We start from the raw sequence: 22,472 nt of genomic DNA, 5'->3' as shown, positions 1-22,472 counted from the left end.
TACTAGTATAACAAAAAAAGGGAAGAAGGCAAACTTCCCTGTTTAGTCATTAAATTGATTCTCTTCCCATTCGTGATATGCTGCGTAGAGCTGGCTTTTGTTCCACTGATATATTTTTGCGACTTCCTTAATGGCTTGATTTTTCTTAACACCTTCTTGGATGCGCTCTTGGATTTCAGAGAATAAATCTTCTTCATCCTTATCTTCAACTTCTAGACTAGCACCTTCTACGATGAGAAGGCACTCGCCCTTGAGCGGTGTTTCAGAGATACTTTCAAGCAACTCAGTGATTTTCCCCCGTTGGTATTCTTCATAAATCTTAGTCAATTCTCGAACTAAGACAACTGAACGATCACCGTAGATCTCTAGCATATTTTCTAGGGTATCAGCTACACGATGTGGAGATTCATAGAAAATCTGGGTCTCAGGATAATCTTTTTTTGATTCGAAAAATTGCTTTTGTTGTCCCGATTTTCGAGGTAAGAATCCATAAAAAATGTGGGGTTGTGGAGCTAAACCACTGGCAATCAAGGCAGAAATTCCTGCGCTAGCACCTGGAACTGTGACAACTGCTATATCTTCTTCAATTGCAGCCTTGACTAAATCATGACCGGGGTCAGAAATGCTTGGCAAACCCGCATCAGAAACTTGAGCAATACTTTGTCCTGCTTTCAACAAACCAATGAAATCAGGAATCTTTTCCTTGGCATTGTGCTCATGAAAACTGATTTGTTTGGTTGAAATATCGAAATGCTTCAGCAATAGACCAGTATTACGAGTATCCTCGGCAGCAATCCAGTCCACTTCTTTCAAAGTCTGAATAGCACGAAAGGTCATATCTTCTAGATTCCCAATCGGAGTTGCGACAAGATATAACTTACCATAAGGTGACTGCCCTTTAAAACTTTTTTGAATCTGCATGCTTACTCCCTAAACAACAATTCATCACAAAACATACATTCTGCATCTTGTTCACGACGTTGGCCATAAAAGTCGCGACACACATGAAAACCGTCGTCATAGATTCGGCTCACGTTTTCTCTAACATGCTTGGTCTTAGTTGGAGCTGTTTCTTCTTCCTCACTCAAGCGCTCTCTCAGTTTATCGTTCTCTAAACGAAGAGCTGTATTCTCTTCTACAACACTCTTGAGATTTTTTTTGATGGCTTCGACATCTGCCAAGGTTGCCAACAACTGTTGAGAAAAATCATCTAAGGCATCAAATAATTCTTTCTTGTTCATGAACAGCCCTTTCTTTTTCTGTTTTCATGTTCATTTTATTGTAAAACTAGGTATTCCAAAGAATTCTGGAAAGACACATTTGCTTTCCACATTTTTCTGGCTTCGAGAAGGTTTTGCAATATTGTACGTGCTACATTTTTTTGAATCTCTTGACCTGCTAAAACTTCTAAAATTCTAAAGACTTGGTCTTGTTTTTCTTTGTCATCTGCTAAACTAGCTAATTTTGCAACCTGTAAGTAGGATTCCTTTTTCCCATTCTCCAACCAGCTATAGAATCGTTCACTTTCTTCAACCAAAGTCCAAAAACTTGTTTGATTTGTCAGTTTTTCGGCTTCTGCTTGCGATTGACTAAACTCGGCTAAAAGCCTTGCTTTATTTTTTATCAATCCTGCTTGTTCAAGTTGATTCCTAAGGCTTTCGACTTGTTTCTTAAATTGGAAAATTTGTGTCCGGCTTCGAATAGTTGGTAACATCTGCTCTTGATCATTGGTTAAGAAGAAAATATAGGTTTCACTTTGCGGTTCCTCAATAACCTTAAGTAGTGAGTTAGCAGCGTTAACATGCATTTTTTCTGCTTGTTCAATAATAAAAACCTGACGTTGATTTTCGATTCCTGATTGAGAAAATTGGCCAACTAATTCTCGGATTCGTTCCGTTTTAATGATTTGATTCATCGGACGAATAATGGTGACATCAGGAAATTCTTCCTGATCAATCAACTTACAATTTCGGCAAGACTCGCAAGGTAAGACACCCTGCTTTTCTGTACAGAACAAACTCTTAGACAGAAATAAGGCCATCTCCATGCTTCCGAAATACCCTGAAAAGAGATAGGCATGATTCAGCTGTCTTTGTTCTAAGATGTGAACAAAACGGTCAAATTGCTGGGGTTGACAAGCTCTTAATTGCTCTTGATTCATTCTGTCGGCCCCATTCTGTCAAATAAAACTTGTTTAGTATTTTCAACCACTTGATTTAGTGGTAAACTCGCATCGATTTTAACAATACGCTCACCTTCTTTCTCAAGAAGGGAAAGATAGCCTTGACGCACTTTTCTGTGCAGGTCTAAACCTTCCAAGTCCAAACGGTTGACTTCGCGATCGCTGTTTGCAGCGATTCTTTCAAGTCCCTTCTCCACTTCAATATCAAAATAAAGTGTCAAATCTGGCTTGAGTCCATCTGTCGCAAATTGATTGAGCCAGTCAATAGCTTCAATATCCAAACCACGACCAAAGCCTTGATAAGCAACGGAACTATCAATAAAACGATCCATGATGACCAATTTTCCAGCTGCAAGTGCTGGCAAGACCTTCTCTACTAGGTGCTGTCTACGACTTGCAATATAGAGAAGCAACTCTGTCTTTGGATCCATCTGAGTATGACTAGGATCTAAAATGACTTCTCGAATCTTCTCACCAATCAAAACACCACCTGGCTCACGTGTTGTTAAAAACTCAATATTCTTTTCTTCTAACAAAGGGAGGATAGCTTCAAGCACACTCGTTTTACCAGCTCCCTCTGGCCCCTCTAAAGAGACTAAAAATCCTTTTGACATGACGAACTCATTTCTTTTTTTCTTCCTTCTATTCTATCAAAAAAACAGGCATTTGTGAAAAGCTTTTTAACCTAATAAAAATTTATTCTGAAAAACTAGGAAATACATTCGTTAATAAATAAGATAAATATTTAATTAAGTTTATATATTCGTAATCAACTACCATACTGTCTTATTTTGTCTTTGTATAACTAGAAAAAAAGAACCTTGCATAGCAAGATTCTTTTAATGTCTGACTTAAATAATTGTTCTTCTGGGAACTAAATCGAATTAAGCTTCGATTTCTGTAACCATACCTGAACCAACAGTACGTCCACCCTCACGGATAGAGAATGTAGTACCTTGTTCTACGGCGATTGGGTGGATCAACTCAACGTCGATTGTCACGTTATCACCTGGCATTACCATTTCAGTACCTGCTGGAAGTTCGATTGAACCTGTAACGTCAGTAGTACGGAAGTAGAATTGTGGGCGGTAGTTGTTGAAGAATGGAGTGTGACGTCCACCTTCTTCTTTAGTAAGGATGTAAACTTCACCTTTGAATTTAGTGTGTGGGTTGATTGAACCTGGTTTAGCGATAACTTGTCCACGTTCGATTTCGTCACGTTGAACACCACGAAGAAGGACACCTACGTTATCTCCTGCAAGACCTTCGTCAAGTTGTTTACGGAACATTTCAACACCAGTAACAACTGCTTTTGAAGTTTCTTCTTTGATACCAACGATTTCGATTTCGTCGTTGACACGAACAGTACCACGGTCGATACGTCCTGAAGCAACTGTACCACGTCCAGTGATTGAGAATACGTCCTCGACTGGAAGAAGCAATGGTTTGTCAGTGTCACGTTCTGGTTCTGGAATGTACTCATCAACAGTGTTCATCAATTCCATGATGATGTCTTCGTATTTAGAGTCACCTTCAAGAGCTTTAAGAGCTGAACCTTGGATAACTGGAAGATCGTCACCTGGGAAGTCGTATTCTGAAAGAAGGTCACGGATTTCCATTTCAACCAATTCAAGCAATTCTTCGTCGTCAACCAAGTCGATCTTGTTCATGAAGACGATAAGGTGTTTAACACCAACCTGACGTGAAAGAAGGATGTGCTCACGAGTTTGTGGCATTGGTCCGTCAGTTGAAGCTACTACAAGGATAGCTCCGTCCATTTGAGCGGCACCAGTGATCATGTTTTTAACGTAGTCCGCGTGTCCTGGAGCGTCGATGTGAGCGTAGTGACGTTTTTCAGTTTCGTACTCAACGTGCGCAGTGTTGATAGTGATACCGCGTTCGCGTTCTTCTGGAGCAGCATCGATAGACGCATAGTCTTTAGGTTGGTTAACTGCTGAAGGCAAGCGACGTGCCAAAACAGTTGTGATAGCTGCAGTTAGGGTAGTTTTACCGTGGTCAACGTGTCCGATAGTACCAATGTTAACGTGTGGTTTACTACGATCGTATTTTTCTTTTGCCATTTGAGTAAAAGCCTCCAATAAAATATATTTTATAGATAGACAGTAGGCAATACAGTCTAACTTTCCTTACTATTTTATCAAATTTTAGCTAAATTGCAAGTCTTTTACAAAGTTTTTATTAATTATTCTTATTCTTACTATAAGTTGTCGATTTATTGATAAAAAAAGAAACAGATGAATCCGTTTCTTTTTAAAATCTTTATTTTTCTCCCACTTCTTGTACTTCTTTATGTTTTTCATAAAGTCGGACTAGGAATTTGGAAATTTCTTTGAGAATTGAGTAGGTAGGAACGGCAACGATCATACCTACGACACCATAGATATTACTTGACAACAATAATAGCACGAGAATTGTAATCGGATGGACTTTCATGACTCCACCAACAATACGAGGGTATAGGATATTCCCATCTACTTGTTGGATAATCAGCATATAGATAACTGCTATAATCATCTTTTGAGGATCCGTAAACAGATTTGAAATAATCATCGGAATTAGTCCAATACTCGGTCCAACATAAGGAATCAAATTTGCTAAACCTGAGAAAATAGCAAAAACTAATGCATATTTTAAGCCAATCACACTATAACCGATAAAAGCCAAACACCCGATAATGAACGCATCGATTGATACTCCACTTATGTAACGGGAAATAGTCTCATTCAAGTTTGTTATTAAACCAGATATATTGAGTTTGTCTCGCTTTAAAATAGTTCTTTCTAGCATCGGTAAGAATTTATGACCATCTAAAAGGAAATAAATCAAGAAAACCGGTGTCATAATGATAATTAAAACAGTGCTTACCAAAGCTGAAAGGACACTTCCCACACTATTTGTCACACTATTCAAGATATTCTGTAAAATATCGACATAAGAAAGATTTAATTGTTGGATTGTTTGTTGAATATCTAGCTCTTGGAAAGTAGGATATTTCGATAATTCTATCACTAAATCTTGGATTCGAGAATAGATATCTTGGCTAGAATTAATCAAGCTACTCAACTGATTAATTAAAATCGGCAAGAGATAGACGACAGCTATCACTATGGTTCCAAAGAGAACACAAAGTGTTAACAAAATACCAATGATTCGATTAATGCGACATTCCTTCTCTAAAAAAATGACGATTGGATTTGTTAAGTAGTATAGAAATCCACCTAGTAAAAAGGGAATCATGATTGTATTTACGACACTTACAAACGGTGTAATAATAGCACCCATTTCTCGCCATAAGTAGAAAATAAGGGTTATTAATAATATCTCAGTGGTCCAGAAGAATAATTTATTTCTCCGAAACATATGCCACCTCCTCTTTTTCCTATTTTACCATATTTCGAAAAAGATTGATAACCTACATTATAAAAACAAGAATATTTTTTGTCTTTATGATAGAATAAAGTTACTATGAAGAAATTATTTTTAACATTAATCACGCTTATTTCATTTGGTTCTGCTACTACTGTTTTTGCTCAGGATTTTGATGTCGCAGCAAAACATGCCATCGCTGTTGAGGCTAACAGTGGTAAGATTTTATATGAAAAAGATGCGACACAACCGGTTGAAATTGCCTCTATCAGTAAACTACTTACCGTTTACCTAGTATATGAAGCTCTAGAGCAAGGCAAAATCACTCTTTCTACCCCAGTGGAAATTTCAGATTACCCCTACCAGCTTACAACCAACTCCGAAGCAAGTAACGTTCCCTTGGAAGCTCGTAACTACACTGTTGAAGAGTTGCTAGAAGCAACATTGGTATCTAGTGCCAATAGTGCAGCTATCGCGTTGGCAGAAAAGGTTGCTGGATCAGAAAAAGACTTTGTTGATATGATGAAGGCTAAACTTCTTGAATGGGGAATTCAAGATGCCACCCTCGTAAATACAACTGGTCTAAATAATGAAACTCTTGGGAATAATATCTATCCTGGTTCTAAGAAAGATGACGAAAATAAGATGAGCGCCTATGATGTTGCAGTTGTCGCTCGTAATCTTATCCTCAAATATCCTCAGGTTTTAGAAATCACGAAGAAACCTTCTTCCACTTTTGCAGGAATGACTATTCATTCTACAAACTCAATGTTAGATGGTATGCCTGCTTACCGTGGTGGTATTGATGGTCTTAAGACTGGAACAACTGATAAAGCAGGTGCTTCTTTTGTTGGTACGACTGTTGAAAAAGGAATGCGTATCATTACCGTTGTCCTTAATGCGGATAATCAAGATACAAATCCTTACGCTCGTTTCACAGCAACTTCAGCTCTTCTGGACTATATCTCATCTAATTTTGCTCTCCAAACAATCGTTAAGCAGGGAGAAAGCTACCAAGATAGCAAATCTCCAGTTTATGACGGGAAGCAAGATACGGTTACAGCAGTCGCTAAAGAAGATATAAAAATTGTTCAACGTCTTGGTAGTCGAGCGGAATCAAGTGTTACATACACACCTGATGCTACTGAGCATGTTGCTCCTCTAGAAGCAGGTACAGTTGTTGGACATCTGACTTACGATGACAAAGACTTAGTCGGTCAAGGTTATATCACCACTGACAAACCAACCTTTGAAATGGTCGCTGAAAAGAATGTTGAGAAAGCCTTCTTCTTAAAAGTATGGTGGAATCGTTTCGTTCGATTTGTAAATGAAAAATTATAAAAAAATCGCGAAAAATCGCGATTTTTTCTTTATTGATTTTTTGATAGTGTAGAGTTTTTATAGCCATAAGTAAAGTAAGTAATAACTCCTACTATTAAAGCTAATACAAATGCTATCCAAGTTTCAAGAGTGTATTGAAGCATAAAGGACACACAGATCGCAGAAATCACGATAGATACCACAAGAGCAGGTCCTGCTAGTGTTGCTGCAGCTGTTCCTGTAATGGTAAAAATACCAGTTCCCACCATGGCCCCAATTCCTTAAAGAATTAAATCCCATAATTTCAAATGACGATGCATTTCTGTTTTACTTAGACTGAAGTCTTTAGTTCTAAAAATATTCATTCTTGAGCTCCACTAACAATAATTGTTTTATTTTACCACAGATAATGTATTTTGTGAATATTTATAAAATTGTATCTAAAAAACTGAACAAATGTAATATTTGCTCAGTTTTTATTTATAATGATTATCCAACTGACCCTTCCATTTCATAGCTAATCAAGCGATTCAGCTCAACTGCATACTCCATTGGAAGTTCTTTGGTGAAGGGCTCTACAAATCCCATGACAATCATCTCAGTTGCTTCAGTCTCTGACAAGCCACGACTCATAAGGTAATAGAGTTGTTCTTCTGAAATCTTAGATACCTTGGCTTCGTGCTCCAAAGCAACTTGTGAGTTGTGGATTTCATTAAATGGAATGGTATCTGATGCTGATAAGTCATCCATGATAATGGTATCACACTCGATGTGAGAAACAGATTTCTTAGAGTTCTTGTTGAAAGTCACTTGTCCACGATAGTCTACCTTACCACCGCCTTTAGCGATTGATTTAGAGACGATAGAGGAGCTCGTATGTGGAGCATTGTGGATCATCTTAGCACCCGTATCTTGGTGTTGCCCTGCATTGGCAAAGGCAATCGAAAGCATCGTACCACGCGCTCCTTCTCCATCTAGGTAAACAGATGGGTATTTCATGGTTGTTTTAGCACCCAAGTTTCCATCAATCCACTCAACTGTCGCATCTTTCAAAGCTTTAGCACGTTTGGTTACCAAGTTATAAACGTTGTCAGACCAGTTTTGAATAGTCGTATAACGCATATAAGCTCCGTCCAAAGCAAAGATTTCTACAATAGCAGCGTGCAAGCTGTTGCTTGAATAAGTTGGCGCTGTACATCCTTCTACGTAGTGGACACTTGCTCCCTCATCAACGATAATCAGAGTACGTTCAAACTGTCCAGTATTTTCATTATTGATACGGAAGTAGGTTTGAAGTGGAATATCTACCTTGACACCTTTTGGTACATAGATGAAGGTTCCACCAGACCATACTGCTGAGTTGAGGGCTGCCAACTTGTTATCTGTCGGCGGTACTAACTTCGCAAAATATTGCTTAAACAAGTCTGGGTATTCCTTAAGGGCAGAATCTGTATCTGTAAAGATAATTCCTAACTTCTCAAATTCTTCCTTCATGTTATGGTAAACCACTTCTGACTCATACTGGGCAGAAGCTCCAGCTAGATAGGCACGCTCAGCTTCAGGAATCCCGATTCGTTCAAAGGTTTCTTTGATTTTTTCAGGAACGTCATCCCAAGAACGGGCTGGTTTATCAGATGGTTTTTGGTAGTAGATCAAGTCATCAAAGTCAATCTCTGACAAATCTGCTCCCCAAGTTTGCATGGGCATTTTTTTGAAGGTTTCATAAGATTTCAAACGGAATTCCAACATCCACTCAGGTTCTCCCTTAGCTGCTGATAGTTCACGAATGACATCTTCATTCAATCCTTTTCCTGTCGATAGGACAGGCTCTACATCGTCATGGAAACCAAATTTATATTCACCAAGATCAATTGGTTTTGGTTCTACTCTTTCTTCAGCCATAATATCCTTTCTTTCATTCTTTATTTCTAATGATTTATAAGACAAAGAAAGCTTGTCTTATTTATTTTCTTGGTCTTCAATTGTTTTTTTAAGGGCATTCCAAGCTAGGGTTGCGCATTTGATTCGTTGCGGGAATTTGGCAACACCTGACAAGAAAGCTGCATCGCCGAGACTATCTTGTCTGTCATCTTTTTGCCCTTGAACCATTTCAGAAAAAATGGTTGCAAGTTCTAAAATTTCTTGCTTGGTCTTGCCCAAAACAGCATCCGTCATCATACTAGCAGAAGCAGTGGAAATCGTGCATCCTGAATTTAGAAAAGCAATATCTTCCAAACGATCCTCTGCGTCAAACTTGACAGAGAGGTTGATAACATCCCCGCAGGTTGGATTATTGAGACTGATTTGCTCAGCATCTTCTAACTTTCCTTGATGATGAGGATTTTTCGAATGGTCTGCTACCACTGCCATATAAAGGCTATCTAGTTTAGAAAGTGCCATTGAAAAACTCCTTTGTCTTTTGTAGGGCATCTACCAACTTGTCGCAATCAGCCTTGGTGTTGTAGATATAAAAACTAGCGCGAGCTGTTGCTGGAACATCCAAATATTGAAGCAAAGGTTGCGCACAATGGTGACCCGCACGAACTGCTACTCCTTCATAATCCAGAGCAGTTGCAAGGTCATGAGGATGAAGATCGCCAAGGTTAAAGGCAACGACACCTGAACGTTGTGCCAAATCTTGCGAACCGTAAATGGTCAAACCTTCAATTGCCTGCAATTTTGGAAAGACGTATGCAATCAATTCCTGTTCATGGGTTTCAATGGCATCCATACCAATCTTTTCAAGATAATCCACGGCAGCTGCAAGTCCAATAGCACCAGCCATATTGGGAGTTCCTGCCTCGAATTTCCAAGGCAATTCCTTCCAACTAGCAGATTGCTCGTAAACAAAATCAATCATCTCGCCGCCAAATTCTACTGGAGACATTTGCTCAAGATACTTTTCTTTGCCATAAAGGACACCGATACCAGTCGGACCAGCCATCTTGTGACCTGAAAAGGCAAAGAAGTCCACATCCAAATCCTGTACATCAATCTTCATATGAGGTGTAGACTGAGCACCATCCACCACCATAATAGCTCCAACTTCATGAGCCATTTGTGTGATTTCTTTGATAGGATTAACCACTCCAAGAACGTTTGATGTGTGAGCTAGTGAAACAAATTTAACTTTGTCAGTCAATTTAGAACGCAAGTCATCCATATCCAGAGCTCCATCTTTGAGATAGACATAAACAAGCTCTGCCCCAGTCTTTCGGCAAGCTTCCTGCCATGGAATAATATTGGAATGGTGTTCCATGACTGAAATCAAGACCTGGTCTCCCTCAGTCAAGATTTCTTCAGCAAAACGCGCCACCCAGTTGAGACTGGTCGTAGTTCCTCTAGTGAAGAGTACTTCCTTTGTCGAACCAGCGTTGATGAACTTACCAATGGTTTCACGAGCGGCTTCATATGATGCTGTCGCTCTCTCAGCCAAGGTATGAACACCTCGGTGGACATTGGCATTGTCCTGTTCATAGTAGCGATTAATGGCTTCCAGAACAGCTAGTGGTTTTTGTGTCGTCGCAGCATTATCCAAATAAACAAGAGGTTCGTCATTAACAATCTGATCTAAAATTGGAAAATCCTTGCGAATCACTTCTGCATCTAACATAGGCTTCCCCTTAGCGTTTTGACAATTTTTCTTCGATCGTCGCAATCATTTCATCACGAACTTCCTTGACAGGAATCTCAACGATTACAGATCCAAGGAAACCACGAACAACCAAACGTTCTGCAGTTGCCTTGTCTAATCCACGGCTCATGAGGTAGTACATGTCTTCCGGATCAACTTGACCAATAGAAGCCGCGTGACCTGCAGTGACATCATTTTCATCAATCAACAGAATTGGGTTAGCATCTGAACGCGCTTGGTCTGAAAGCATCAGAACACGGCTTTCTTGTTGGGCATCTGCTCCCTTAGCACCCTTGATGATGTGGCCAATACCATTGAAAGTCAAAGTTGCTTTTTCAAGGATAACCCCATGTTGAAGGATATTACCGATAGAGTTGCAACCATAGTTAGTTACTCGAGTATCAATCCCCTGTACCTGACGACCGCTTGAAAGTGCTACAACTTTCAGGTCTGCATGGCTACCATTACCAATCAAGTCACTATCAAAGTCAGCAACGACATTTCCTTCGTTCATGACACCGATAGCCCAGTCAATACTTGCATCGTTGCCTAATTTACCACGACGGCTAATGTAAGCAGTGACGTTTTCACCTAGACGGTCAATCGCAGCAAATTTCACTTGAGCACCAGAACGTGCAATCACTTCAACAGTGATATTAGCAGTCGCCTTAGCGCTACCCTCACCGCGTGATTCTAAACGTTCGAGGTAGCTGATTTTAGAGTTTTTACCTGCAATGATCAGAATATGCTTGTTAAATGGCACATCACTATCACTATCTTGGTAGAAAATTCCTTCGATTGGTTCTGTGATTTCGACATTGTCTGGAATATAGAGAACAGCACCACTATTAAAGTAAGCTGTGTGGTAGGCTGCCAATTTGTCATCGTCGTATTTTACTGATGACATGAAAAATTCTTCTACGAGTTCTGGGATTTCTTCTAAAGCTGAATGGAAGTCTGTAAAGACAACTCCTTGTTCAGCCAACTCAACTGGAATTTGTTCGAAAGCAGTTTGAGTTCCAACCTGCACCAATTTCAAGTGATTATCTAAAGCAGTGAAATCAGCAACATTTGCTGATGGTTCACTTTCTTTGATGGTTCCATCACCCAGGTTCCAACGATGAAATTTTACACGCTCAATGACTGGTAATTCCAAACTCTCAATCTTATCAAAAGCTTTTTGACGGAGGTCTGACAACCAGCTTGGTTCAGCGTGCATTTCTGAAAAAAGTTTAATAGTTTCTTTAGTCATTTACTTCTCCTAAAAGATACGATGGAATTACAATTCTTCCTTGTAGTCATAGCCAAGTTCTTCAGCTAGTTTCGCGTATCCTTCACGTTCCAAGCGTGCAGCCAATTCTGGACCACCAGAAAGAACAACACGACCTTCCATCATAACGTGTACCACATCTGGTGTGATATAGTTCAAAAGACGTTGGTAGTGAGTAATGATCATAGCACCAAAACCTTCACCACGCATAGCATTCACACCTTTAGAGACAACTTTAAGGGCATCAATATCAAGACCAGAGTCAATCTCATCTAAGAGGGCAAAAGTTGGTTCCAACATCAAGAGTTGAAGAATTTCGTTACGTTTTTTCTCACCACCTGAGAAACCTTCGTTGAGGTAACGCTCTGCCATTTCTTCTTTCATGTTGAGCAATTCCATTTTTTCGTCTAACTTAGTGATAAATTCACGAACTGAAATTTTCTCATCATCTTCTTTACCAGCATTCATAGCTGCACGAAGAAACTCAGCATTTGTAATCCCAGGAATTTCTGATGGATATTGCATGGCAAGGAAAAGTCCCATACGCGCACGCTCATCCACTTCCAATTCAAGGATGTTTACACCGTCAAACAAGACTTCACCTTTAGTGACTTCATAGTTTGGGTTCCCCATAATAGCAGCTGAAAGAGTAGACTTACCGGTACCATTTGGTCCCATGATAGCTGCAATTTCTCCTGTTTTAAGAGTCAGATTGACCCCTTTTAAAATTTCTTTTCCTTCAATTTCAACGTGAAGATCTTTGATCTCTAATACTGACATGATTGTTCCTTTCTTTTCATCCTTTTTACTGTATTTACCTGAAATTTAACCTTTTTAAATCCCTAGAAAAACACAGTAAAATGTCAATAAATATACCTTAATAGTATAACAAAAAAAAGCCTAAAAGGCTTTGATTTTGTCTAGAAGCTAGGAGCTACTTCTTCCCTTGAAAATGATCATCTATAGCGCTCACAATTTTACCCATGATATAACTCACGCGAAAATTTCTCAGGATCAAAATAGCCCAAAGCAAGGCCACGATATACCGTTGCTCCATGATGGATTCATTAAAGAAATAAGTCTCAGCAGCAGTAAAGAAGGCCATGATAATAAATTGTTGTCTGTTCATAGTCTTTTACCACCAATTCCCTTTAATCTTCAGCTATGGTCACTTTATCTGCTAAAAATTCAAAGCCTTGAGGAAGTATGGACTCTTCGGGTTCTTCCTTATTGACTTGTTCTTGAGAACCTTTAGCTCTGCTTGAAAATGCAGCTCGAACTTCCTTCCATTCTTCCATAGAAATAGCAAGAATCTCTGGAGAAAATCCAGCAGCGCAACTAAGAATATTGCCAAACATAGTGTTTAGATTGTCTCGTTTCATGGTTTGACCGGCATTGAAATTCGATTCAAAAGCCAAAATCGCATGATGTTCATTAGCAGCAACTGGTTTAGAACCAGCCAAGAGTGCCTTATCTGGACCAGATAAGCTTTCAATGACTTCTCCCCAAGCATTCTGAAGACGGATTAAGTTTTGACGGGCTAAGTCTGGATTTTCTACTGCTTCTTGAAGAATAGACTGAACCTTATTTCGGTCTACACGATAGATTGACTTACTGTTAGTCGGACGACTTGGTGTAGAAACAGTTTGTTTGGGATTAGAACCAACATTTGCAAGAGCTTGTTTCAATCGTGCAACTTCTTCTCGAAGAGAAGACAATTCCTCAGCCACCTCACCTGAAAGTTCTGGTTGAGAATCAATTTCTGCTAAACGAATAGTCATCATTTCGGCATAAATTTTAGGTTGTAGGCTAGCCTTAATATCAGCTAGACTTTTAGTAGCAAGACTAATCATCTCAAACAAGACATCCTGCGGAAGAGCTAAGTTTCTCTCAAATGCATCACTATGATGTGTATTTTCTCCGCCTGCTTGAACAATTAAGATATCACGTAGATATTGCAGCAAATCGACTACAAAACGTGTCATGCTCTTTCCATTCTCAAAAATCAGATCAAGATTTTGAAGGGCTCCCGGTACATCCTTTTGAGCTAAAGCAGCTACGTAATGATCCAAGGCACTTAAACTAATGGTACCAGTGATTTCTTCTGAGACTGCTGTTGTCAATGTAGCTTCTTGGGTTAAGCTTAATGCCTGGTCTAGAATTGACAAGGCATCCCGCATCCCACCTTCAGCTCGTCGAGCAATAATTTCAACAGCTTCTGTTTCGTAATCAATCCCTTCTTTTTCTAAAATCTGGAAGATATGATCTCGAATATCCTGAGTCTTAATGGACTTGAACTCAAATCGTTGAACACGAGACAAAATAGTTGCAGGAATTTTATGAAGCTCAGTCGTTGCCAAAATAAAGACTACATTTGGAGTTGGTTCTTCAAGTGTTTTCAAAAGGGCATTAAAGGCACCTGTCGAAAGCATATGAACCTCATCAATGATATAAACCTTATACTGAGCTATACTTGGAGCATAGGTTGATTTATCACGAATATCACGAATTTCATCAACACCATTATTAGAAGCAGCATCCATTTCGATAACGTCTTCTAAACTTCCATCCGTAACAGCTTGGCAGATATAACAGTTATTACAAGGTTCTCCCCCTACTTGATTAGGGCAGTTCATAGCCTTAGCAAAAATCTTAGCCACACTAGTCTTACCAGTTCCACGAGGCCCTGAAAAAAGGTAGGCGTGACTAATCTTATCCTGTTCCACAGCCTGTTTAAGAGTTCTAGCAACAACTTCCTGGCCCACTAGCTGTGAAAAATTTTGACTTCTATATTTTCGATAAAGCGCCTGATACATTACACTTTCTCCTCAAACATTGAAAAGTTCCATTCAGTTTTATCTAGCAGAATAGATACAAACTCTTCTAAATACTTCTGATCAATTTCATCATAATCATCAAGGACAGACGAATCCAAATCCAAGACACCCAGAAGATGACTATTTTTTACCATCGGCAAAACAATTTCACTGAGTGCTTTACTATCGCAAGAAATATAGTTAGGATAGGTCTTTACATCTCCAACAATAACCGTTTGACGGCTAGCTGCTGACTCTCCACAAACACCTTTTCCGAGTGCGATTCTAACACATGAAACTCCACCTTGAAAAGGCCCTAAAATAAGCTCATTTCCGTCATATAAATAGAAACCTGCAAAGACAGTACGAGGAAAGTTCATTTTTAAGAGAGCACTGGCATTTGATAGATTAGCCAACACATTGGTCTCACCTTCTAAAAGTGAAGTGAGCTGAGCATTGACCATTTGATAAATTGATTCTTTTTCGGAATATAACATAAAACCATTATATCAAAAAATACTAGTTGAAAAAAGAAAAATCCCTTGTTTTAACAACAAAGGATTTGTAATTAAATCTGATTGATTAAAGTTCGATGTCTCCGAACAAGTCAGCCATTGAGAATCCAGTTTGTGTTTCTGGAAGTTCAAAGTCACGTTTTTCTTGACGTTTTGGACGACGTGGACGTGGAGCACGTTTTTCTTCGTTTTGTCCTTCTTCTTGAGCTGGACGTTCTTCAAGAGCTTTGATAGAAAGTGAAACGCGTTCTGCATCAGCATTAACATCAAGAACTTTAACAGTAACTTCTTGACCAACTGTAAGAGCTTCTTTTGGATTTTCAATACGTTTGTGTGAAATTTGTGATACGTGAACAAGTCCATCGATACCTGGCAATACTTCAACAAATGCACCGAAGTCAGTCAAACGTTTAACTGTTCCTTCTACAACGTCACCTTTAGCCAATTTTTGCTCAACGCCATCCCATGGTCCAGGTGTTGTTGCTTTAAGTGAAAGTGATACACGTCCTTCTTCTTCGTTAAGATCAAGGATTTTCACTTCAACTTCTTCACCAACAGTTACAACTGATTTTGGTGAAACGTTACGTTCGTGTGACAATTCAGTCAAGTGAACCAATCCATCAACACCACCAAGATCGATGAAAGCACCGAAGCTTGTGATACGAGCAACTTTACCAGTTACTACATCACCAGCAGCCAATTTACCGAACACTTCAGCACGAGCTGCTGCAGTAGCTGCTTCTACAACTTCACGACGTGAAAGGATGAAGCGGTTTTCTTTAGGATCAACTTCTTTGATTTTAGCTTCAAATTCTTGACCTACAAAACGCTCAGTGTTACGTACGAAACGAGTATCCAACATTGAAGCTGGGATAAATCCACGTAAACCTTCAAATTCTACTGAAAGTCCACCTTTAACAGCGCGAGTTCCTTTAACTGTAACAACTTCTTCTTCGCGTCCTACAAGCTTGTCCCATGCTTTGCGAGCTTCAAGGCGTTTTTTAGATACAAGGTATGTTACTGTATCAGTATCTTTACCAACTACTTGACGAAGTACAAGAACGTCAAATACTTCACCTACTTTTACAAAGTCATTGATATCTGCATCGCGATCGTTTGTCAATTCGCGAAGAGTCAAGACACCTTCAACACCAGTTCCTGAGATTGCAACGTTAGCTTGATTAGCATCAACTGTCAATACTTCAGCACTAACAACATCACCAGGTTCAACTTGGCTAACGCTATTTAGCAAATCTTCAAATTCATTCATCTAAAAAATCCTCCAACAATCAAGTTTTTTAACTTGACATACTTATAATTTTTTTCCTAAGCACCCGCAACGACATGAATATCTCGAACGTCCTTCAATTATAAAAATAAAATACCCTAAGATATTTTTCTTTTTATCTTGAATTTATTACCTAGAAACTGGGGTAGCTGGATTCGAACCAACGCATGAGGGAGTCAAAGTCCCTTGCCTTACCGCTTGGCTATACCCCAAAAGTGAAATGGAGAGAGAGGGATTCGAACCCCCGAACCCGAAGGAGCGGATTTACAGTCCGCCGCGTTTAGCCTCTTCGCTATCTCTCCGATAATGAACAAAATCTATTATATCATGAAAAATTGCAAAAAACAAGCACTATTTTGCTAAATTATAGTTTTCAATCAATATTTCCACAGCTTTTTCAAGATTTTTGTAAAAACTATCGACATTTCCATTCTTTATAATAGCAAATTGGTTATCTAGTTCGGCAATTTCGCCAATCAATTTTTTACCAATCGTTAATGTATAACCATCGTACTTATCTTTTCCAACTACTACTTTAGCATCTGACAACTGAATCTCAATTTTTTTATCTTTTTTACTCATACCATACCTCTTTTCACTTTTTCTATTTTACAAGAAATTCCCTAATCTAGCAAGAAAAAACTCTCTACCAAGCTAATCTTGGTAAAGAGTTCCTTGAATCATCTAGAGAAATTTTTTCCTTGAATTTTAGTCCATTAATGGGTTGCTCCACCAACTATTTTCAAGTCCTTATCTTTGTAGTCCACGATAGCACCAATCGCAGCTTCGATTCCTTTGACGATATCAGCTAAATTCATGGATGCAGTATTAGGCTTATTTACCACTTGTTCGGTCTTATAGGGAATATGCATAAAACCTGCTCTCATATTGGGAAATTTCTTATCCGCTAAATAGAGAACCTGATACATCAAATGGTTGCAAACAAAAGTTCCTGCTGAATTGGATACTGAAGCTGGTAGTCCTTCCTCTTTTATGGCTTGTACCATTGCTTTGATAGGGAGTGTGCTAAAATAAGCAGCTTCTCCATCTAGGCGAATGGGTGTGTCAATCGGTTGATTCCCTTGGTTATCTGGAATTCTTGCATCATCTTGATTGATGGCAACTCGTTCAGGAGTTAAACTAGCTCTACCTCCTGCTTGTCCGATGCAAAGTACCACATCTGGTTGATACCGGTCAATTTCTGCTTCTAAAACCTCTGCTGATTTATAAAAGACTGTTGGAATCTCTACCCAGCATATCTCCGCTCCATGAATTACAGACGGTAATGATTTAACTGCTTCCAGAGCTGGATTGACCTTTTCACCACCGAAAGGATCAAAACCTGTTACTAATATTTTCATTTTATTTCCTTTGCTAAAACGCCAAATAGTACATTAAAAATACATGTAGGATTATCATGATAACAGCCACTCCTACTTGCGCTTTGATAACGCCATTTGGATCTTTCATCTCCAAAAGTGCTGCCGGTAATGCATTAAAGTTAGCAGCCATTGGAGTCAGTAAGGTCCCACAGCAACCAGCTGTCATTGCTAGAGCAGCAGATACGATTGGATCAGCTCCCAAGGCAAATACAAAGGGAACACCAATCCCGACAGTAATAACAGTGAAAGCAGCAAAGACATTACCCATTATCATGGAGAATAGAACCATCCCAAGGACATAAGCTAACACACCCATAAAACGACTGCCCGAAGGAACTATACCGCTTATCAAGTGAGAAATTAAGTCTCCAACTCCAGCTACAGTAAAAATAGCACCTAAAGCTCCTAAAAGTTGAGGAACAATCCCACTAGTTGAGACTTGCTGAACCATGCGATTGTTTTCTACCAACAAGCTTTTAGGATGACTTTTAGTGATCAAAAGAAGAGACAGGGTTGCAAAAAATGCTGCAAGACTGATAGCAATCTTACTAAACTCGGGAATCACTTTTGCTAATACCAAAGCAATCAAAGCCATCAGCATGACCGGAATAAAAATTTTATTCTTCAATCGTTTAGCTTCAAATTTTGCCTTGACTTCATCCAGAGACGGCAAGGTTCCGATACGAACCTGTTTAAAGAGCGTCAGTAGGGCTAAGAGCACTACGATTACTCCAATATAGAGAGACGGTAGATAGGAACCACCAATAAAACTGATGCCCAATAAAGCCCAAAACCCAGCTGTTCCATATCGAACTGGGTTTGTTTTGTCATTATAGCTACAATAGGCCGTATGAAGAAATTGACAACCAATCACAATATAGGTTAACTCTAATAACTGTCTTGCTAGTTCGGTCATTCTTCTTTTCCTTTGCTAAGCTTTTTTGCTAGCAGTTTTTTATCAAATAGGTAATTGTACAGTCCTACCACAAGCAAGGCAACTCCTGCAACAATCAGAGAAGCCGAAGCGATGCCTGCATAATTACTTTCGTAACCTAATTGGTCCAGAGTGCCCCCAACTAAGAGGACACCACCTGCACCAACGAAAGTATTCTGAGCAAAGAAATTTGCAAAATTATCATTTGCTGCTGCACGCGCTTTTAGCGCTTCGCTTTCCTGCTCTGTTAATTTTCTACCTAATTGTAACTCTGCTGCTGCCTGTCCCATGGGTTGAACTAAGGGTCTCACAAACTGCGGATGTCCTCCGATACGAATGGCAAAGAACCCGTCGAGTTCCCGAAAAAAGAAATAAATTGTATAAAAACTTCCTACGGTCAGTCCTTTAATCTTTTGAATCAAGTCAATCGACCGTTGCTTGAGGCCAAAAGTTTCAGATAATCCTACCAGGGGTAAGGTTACCATAAAAATCGTCAGAACTCGTTGATTGCTAAATTCTCTTCCTAAAATTTCCAAGAACTCAACAAGAGAAACTCCAGAAACTAGAGCTGTAACTAAACTAGCTAAGACTACCGTTGCAATGGTATCTAACTTATAGATAAAACCAATCACAATGATAACTATTCCTATTAGTTTAATCCATTCCATATAGGCCCCTTTTCCAAAATACTAGTATGGTTTATTTGACATGACTTTCTAGTTCTTTTTGGTATTTATTGTTTGATTCCAATTTCTCTTTTTGCCATTTTTCAAGAGCTGCTTGATATTCTTTAGCCGTTACAATCTCTTTTTGCAATTTCATGCCCTTGAAGATATATGGATCACCCTTGATACCTACTTGTGAGTATGGTTTAGAGAATGGAACGACGTTGCTGACTACTGGTGAGCCTCCTGATGAAGCTGTCGGCATCAAGAGAGAACTATCAGTAAGCCATGCTTGAGCTTTGGCATATTTTTCATATCTCTTGTCCAAGTCATTTGTCTCAGAAACTGCATCATCCAAGAGTTTCTTATATTCATCCAAACCAAGTTGAGCTACTACTTCCTTGTCTTTACCTTTCGTAATACCAAGGTGTTTCATAGCAGAACCAGTTTTAGGATCCATGATATTTAGATAACTTGCTGGGTCTTGATAGCTTGGAGCCCAACCAGTGCTATTCAAGTCATAGTCTTTCTGAGCAGGAACACGTGCTTGAGATGTAATACTTTCCTTCTCGTTATCAGTCATCTGAAGAACATCGATCACGACATTTTCAGAACCAAGAGTTGACTCGATTGATTGTTTAAAGGAATTGCTTTGTTGAACAGCAATGGTATCTGTTTGTTCAACTGGGACATCCAAGTGAATTGGGAAGGTTACACCTTTTGCTTCCAATTCTTTCTTAGCTTTTTCAAATGAAGTTTTGGCTTTATCAGGATTGTAGATGGTATCTTTTCCATCAACAAGCTCAACGCCTTTCCATTGGTCACCGTAGTTAACCAATTCTGCTTGAGCGATGTCACCAAAGTTTTTACCGCCAGATTGTACAAAGTTATCTGGAACTAGGCTGTTACGAATAATCTTATCCGCACCATCTTCACCGTTGAGCTGTGCAGCATATGAATGACGGTTGAAGGCAAAGTTGATTGCTTGACGGAAGTCCTTGTTCAACATCGCTTCTTTTGTAGAAGTTTTCTGTTCTTCACTTGTTTTTGCTGTCTTATTGTATGATTGACGGTTTACATTAAAGGTAAAGTAGTAACTAGTTGAATCCTGTGGACTGTATGTGATTTTATCTCCGTATTGTTCCAATGTAGAAGCAAAGTTTGAGCTACTTGGGAAGATACGAGCTGTTGTATAAACACCTGAAGAGAAGCTACGGATTAATGATTCTTGGTCTGAACCATCATAGTAGGTCAATTTTACTTTCTCAATTTTAACCTTCTCTTTATCCCAATAATTTGGGTTCTTTTCGTATTCGATTAAAGATTTTGAAGTCAATGTCTTCAGGATATACGGACCGTTATAAAGAATTCCAGATGGACTTACTGCTCCGTAGTTCTTACCTGAAGCTTTGAGGAATTCCTCGTTTACCGGCAACATGGTTGCTGAAGTCACTTTTGAATTCCAGAAACTTTCAGGTGCATTAAGAGTATACTGGACTGTGTAGTCATCCAATGCCTTAACCCCAACTGTAGAGAAGTCATTAGTCTCACCAGTCATATATTCATTCAAGCCCTTAATGGAGTTTTGAATAAGAGTGACACCGTCTGATTTACCATCTGCTACGTGTTTTAGTCCTGTAACAAAGTCATGCGCTGTTACTTCAGCGTATTCTTCACCCTCTGAGGTATACCATTTAACTCCTTTACGAAGTTTATAAGTATAAGTCAAACCGTCTTGTGAGACACTCCAGTCTTCTGCTAGTGAAGGAACCAAATTCCCATATTCATCGTTTTCCAACAATCCATCAACAACGTTACCAATAATATCCGTTGTTGAAGTACGAGTTGCAATACTGTAATCCAAAGATGATGGGTCTACTCCATAGACATAAGAGAAGGTTGTAGGTGCATCTGCTTCTTTATCAGCTTTACCACAAGCCACAAGAAGAACTGCTGTACTCAGGACAACTCCTGCTGTTAACATCCACTTTTTCGTTTTCATAAATATCTCCTTTAATAATGTTTAATCTACTTTTACAATCCAGCCTTCTGGTGCTTCAATGTCACCAAATTGGATACCAGTCAATTCATCGTATAGTTTACGAGTCACTGGACCAACCTCTGTTTCGCTGTAGAAAACATGGAAATCATCACCGTGTTGGATTCCCCCAATAGGTGAGATTACTGCTGCTGTTCCACAGGCACCTGCTTCTACAAATCGATCCAGACTATCAATTGGTACATCCCCCTCGACAGGCTTCAAGCCTAAACGATGCTCTGCCAAGTAAAGCAATGAATACTTGGTAATCGATGGCAAAATTGACGGACTCAATGGGGTTACAAACTCATTATCAGCTGTAATTCCAAAGAAGTTTGCTGAACCAACTTCTTCAATCTTAGTGTGGGTTGATGGGTCTAGATAAATAACGTCTGAGAAATGACGTGATTTAGCCACTTTTCCAGGCAGTAGACTAGCTGCATAGTTACCACCGACCTTGGCAGCTCCTGTTCCATTTGGTGCAGCACGGTCATACTCATCTTGAATCAAGAAGTTTGTTGGAACCAATCCACCCTTAAAGTAATTTCCAACTGGCATAGCAAAGATGGTAAAAATATACTCCTCGGCTGGTTTTACCCCAATGATATCTCCAACACCAATCAAGAGCGGACGAAGATAAAGAGTTCCACCAGTTCCGTAAGGTGGTACGTATTCTTCATTAGCACGAACAACTGCTTTACAAGCCTCTACAAACATTTCTGTTGAAACTTGGGGCATCAATAGACGATCACAGGTACGTTGGAGTCGTTTAGCATTTTCATCTGAACGGAAGAGTTGAATACTGCCATCCTTTGTACGATAGGCTTTCAATCCTTCAAATGCTTGCTGTCCATAGTGAAGGCTTGGAGATGATTCTGAGATATGCAAGGTTGCATCTTCTGTTAATTCTCCCTGAGTCCATTGTCCATTTTTAAAATAAGCGATATAACGATAAGGTAGTTTCATATAGGAAAAACCGAGATTTTCCCAATCGATCGTAACTGTCATGACAATCTCCTTTATTCTAATCAAGCTTTGTGT

22 protein-coding genes, 2 tRNA genes and 1 pseudogene are annotated in these 22,472 nt (G+C 39.3%); 1 reads left to right on the top strand and 24 read right to left on the bottom strand.

The genetic code is table 11. From position 1 onward, the window contains the following. Window positions 1–42 precede the first annotated feature (42 nt). From rsmI to AB8E63_RS04085, 6 genes are all read right to left on the bottom strand, one after another. On the bottom strand, window positions 43–921 hold the full coding sequence (gene rsmI / locus AB8E63_RS04110; protein ID WP_368910067.1) for a 16S rRNA (cytidine(1402)-2'-O)-methyltransferase: 879 nt from the start codon (window positions 919–921) through the stop codon (window positions 43–45). Window positions 922–923: 2 nt separating this feature from the next. Then, a complete protein-coding gene (gene yabA, locus AB8E63_RS04105; protein ID WP_004253267.1) occupies window positions 924–1,241 on the bottom strand; it encodes a DNA replication initiation control protein YabA in 318 nt (105 codons plus the stop codon). A 35-nt stretch (window positions 1,242–1,276) separates the two neighbouring features. Then, entirely contained in the window at window positions 1,277–2,161 is an 885-nt protein-coding gene (locus AB8E63_RS04100) for a DNA polymerase III subunit delta' (protein WP_368910066.1), read from the bottom strand. Beyond that, window positions 2,158–2,796 (bottom strand): dTMP kinase, encoded by a 639-nt coding sequence (tmk, locus tag AB8E63_RS04095; RefSeq protein ID WP_223332876.1) that lies wholly within the window; start codon window positions 2,794–2,796, stop codon window positions 2,158–2,160. Before tmk ends, AB8E63_RS04100 begins: the two co-directional genes overlap by 4 nt. Before the next feature lie 270 nt (window positions 2,797–3,066). Further along, the gene (gene tuf / locus AB8E63_RS04090; RefSeq protein WP_004253262.1) at window positions 3,067–4,263 is read right to left on the bottom strand and encodes an elongation factor Tu; all 1,197 of its coding nucleotides are present in this window, start codon (window positions 4,261–4,263) and stop codon (window positions 3,067–3,069) included. A gap of 199 nt (window positions 4,264–4,462) precedes the next feature. After that, a complete protein-coding gene (locus tag AB8E63_RS04085) occupies window positions 4,463–5,563 on the bottom strand; it encodes an AI-2E family transporter (protein WP_060955865.1) in 1,101 nt (366 codons plus the stop codon). Window positions 5,564–5,668: 105 nt separating this feature from the next. On the opposite strand from AB8E63_RS04085, the gene pbp3 reads away from it, so the two are divergent. Further along, window positions 5,669–6,910, top strand: a complete 1,242-nt coding sequence (gene pbp3, locus AB8E63_RS04080) for a D-alanyl-D-alanine carboxypeptidase PBP3 (protein ID WP_368910064.1) — start codon at window positions 5,669–5,671, stop codon at window positions 6,908–6,910. Window positions 6,911–7,056: 146 nt separating this feature from the next. Here the strand turns inward: pbp3 and AB8E63_RS04075 are convergent. The 18 genes and pseudogenes from AB8E63_RS04075 to AB8E63_RS03990 all read right to left on the bottom strand — a co-directional run. Further along, a pseudogene (locus tag AB8E63_RS04075) lies at window positions 7,057–7,254 on the bottom strand (amino acid permease); the annotation flags it as partial. 124 nt (window positions 7,255–7,378) lie between these two features. Then, window positions 7,379–8,791 carry a Fe-S cluster assembly protein SufB gene (gene sufB / locus AB8E63_RS04070; RefSeq protein WP_004253255.1) on the bottom strand — a complete coding sequence of 471 codons (1,413 nt, stop codon included), beginning with the start codon at window positions 8,789–8,791 and terminating at the stop codon, window positions 7,379–7,381. 57 nt (window positions 8,792–8,848) lie between these two features. Further along, window positions 8,849–9,289, bottom strand: coding sequence for a Fe-S cluster assembly sulfur transfer protein SufU (sufU, locus tag AB8E63_RS04065; protein WP_006153239.1), 441 nt, complete (start codon window positions 9,287–9,289; stop codon window positions 8,849–8,851). Then, window positions 9,276–10,502, bottom strand: a complete 1,227-nt coding sequence (locus AB8E63_RS04060; RefSeq protein WP_006153247.1) for a cysteine desulfurase — start codon at window positions 10,500–10,502, stop codon at window positions 9,276–9,278. Before AB8E63_RS04060 ends, sufU begins: the two co-directional genes overlap by 14 nt. 10 nt (window positions 10,503–10,512) lie before the next feature. Next, the gene (sufD, locus tag AB8E63_RS04055) at window positions 10,513–11,775 is read right to left on the bottom strand and encodes a Fe-S cluster assembly protein SufD (RefSeq protein WP_368910063.1); all 1,263 of its coding nucleotides are present in this window, start codon (window positions 11,773–11,775) and stop codon (window positions 10,513–10,515) included. A gap of 27 nt (window positions 11,776–11,802) precedes the next feature. Beyond that, the gene (gene sufC, locus AB8E63_RS04050; RefSeq protein WP_000114489.1) at window positions 11,803–12,573 is read right to left on the bottom strand and encodes a Fe-S cluster assembly ATPase SufC; all 771 of its coding nucleotides are present in this window, start codon (window positions 12,571–12,573) and stop codon (window positions 11,803–11,805) included. A 154-nt stretch (window positions 12,574–12,727) separates the two neighbouring features. Beyond that, window positions 12,728–12,922, bottom strand: a complete 195-nt coding sequence (locus AB8E63_RS04045) for a DUF3272 family protein (protein ID WP_006153320.1) — start codon at window positions 12,920–12,922, stop codon at window positions 12,728–12,730. Between the two features lie 22 nt (window positions 12,923–12,944). Beyond that, on the bottom strand, window positions 12,945–14,609 hold the full coding sequence (gene dnaX, locus AB8E63_RS04040) for a DNA polymerase III subunit gamma/tau (RefSeq protein WP_368910061.1): 1,665 nt from the start codon (window positions 14,607–14,609) through the stop codon (window positions 12,945–12,947). Next, complete coding sequence (locus tag AB8E63_RS04035; RefSeq protein WP_368910060.1) at window positions 14,609–15,106, bottom strand: GAF domain-containing protein; 498 nt, start codon at window positions 15,104–15,106, stop codon at window positions 14,609–14,611. The genes dnaX and AB8E63_RS04035 overlap by 1 nt, the downstream gene beginning before the upstream one ends. Before the next feature lie 85 nt (window positions 15,107–15,191). Further along, window positions 15,192–16,394 (bottom strand): 30S ribosomal protein S1, encoded by a 1,203-nt coding sequence (gene rpsA / locus AB8E63_RS04030; RefSeq protein ID WP_004253232.1) that lies wholly within the window; start codon window positions 16,392–16,394, stop codon window positions 15,192–15,194. 158 nt (window positions 16,395–16,552) lie between these two features. Then, window positions 16,553–16,624, bottom strand: a tRNA-Gln gene (locus AB8E63_RS04025). 9 nt (window positions 16,625–16,633) lie between these two features. Continuing rightward, window positions 16,634–16,714 (bottom strand) — tRNA-Tyr (locus AB8E63_RS04020). A gap of 49 nt (window positions 16,715–16,763) precedes the next feature. Next, the gene (locus AB8E63_RS04015) at window positions 16,764–16,994 is read right to left on the bottom strand and encodes a DUF2969 domain-containing protein (RefSeq protein ID WP_368910059.1); all 231 of its coding nucleotides are present in this window, start codon (window positions 16,992–16,994) and stop codon (window positions 16,764–16,766) included. A 134-nt stretch (window positions 16,995–17,128) separates the two neighbouring features. Then, the gene (gene pcp, locus AB8E63_RS04010) at window positions 17,129–17,773 is read right to left on the bottom strand and encodes a pyroglutamyl-peptidase I (protein WP_368910057.1); all 645 of its coding nucleotides are present in this window, start codon (window positions 17,771–17,773) and stop codon (window positions 17,129–17,131) included. Window positions 17,774–17,786: 13 nt separating this feature from the next. Next, window positions 17,787–18,710, bottom strand: a complete 924-nt coding sequence (locus AB8E63_RS04005) for a DUF979 domain-containing protein (RefSeq protein ID WP_368910056.1) — start codon at window positions 18,708–18,710, stop codon at window positions 17,787–17,789. Next, window positions 18,707–19,396 carry a 5-oxoproline transporter, DUF969 family subunit gene (locus AB8E63_RS04000; protein ID WP_368910055.1) on the bottom strand — a complete coding sequence of 230 codons (690 nt, stop codon included), beginning with the start codon at window positions 19,394–19,396 and terminating at the stop codon, window positions 18,707–18,709. The genes AB8E63_RS04005 and AB8E63_RS04000 overlap by 4 nt, the downstream gene beginning before the upstream one ends. Window positions 19,397–19,427: 31 nt before the next feature. After that, entirely contained in the window at window positions 19,428–21,395 is a 1,968-nt protein-coding gene (locus AB8E63_RS03995; protein WP_368910054.1) for a peptide ABC transporter substrate-binding protein, read from the bottom strand. Window positions 21,396–21,416: 21 nt separating this feature from the next. Beyond that, window positions 21,417–22,439 (bottom strand): branched-chain amino acid aminotransferase, encoded by a 1,023-nt coding sequence (locus tag AB8E63_RS03990; protein ID WP_368910053.1) that lies wholly within the window; start codon window positions 22,437–22,439, stop codon window positions 21,417–21,419. Window positions 22,440–22,472 lie beyond the last annotated feature (33 nt).

This window comes from Streptococcus sp. oral taxon 061 (assembly GCF_964211575.1).
In the GTDB taxonomy this organism is placed as follows: domain Bacteria; phylum Bacillota; class Bacilli; order Lactobacillales; family Streptococcaceae; genus Streptococcus.
The sequence above is the reverse complement of the archived record's forward strand: the minus strand, read 5'-3'. Positions and strand labels throughout refer to the sequence as shown.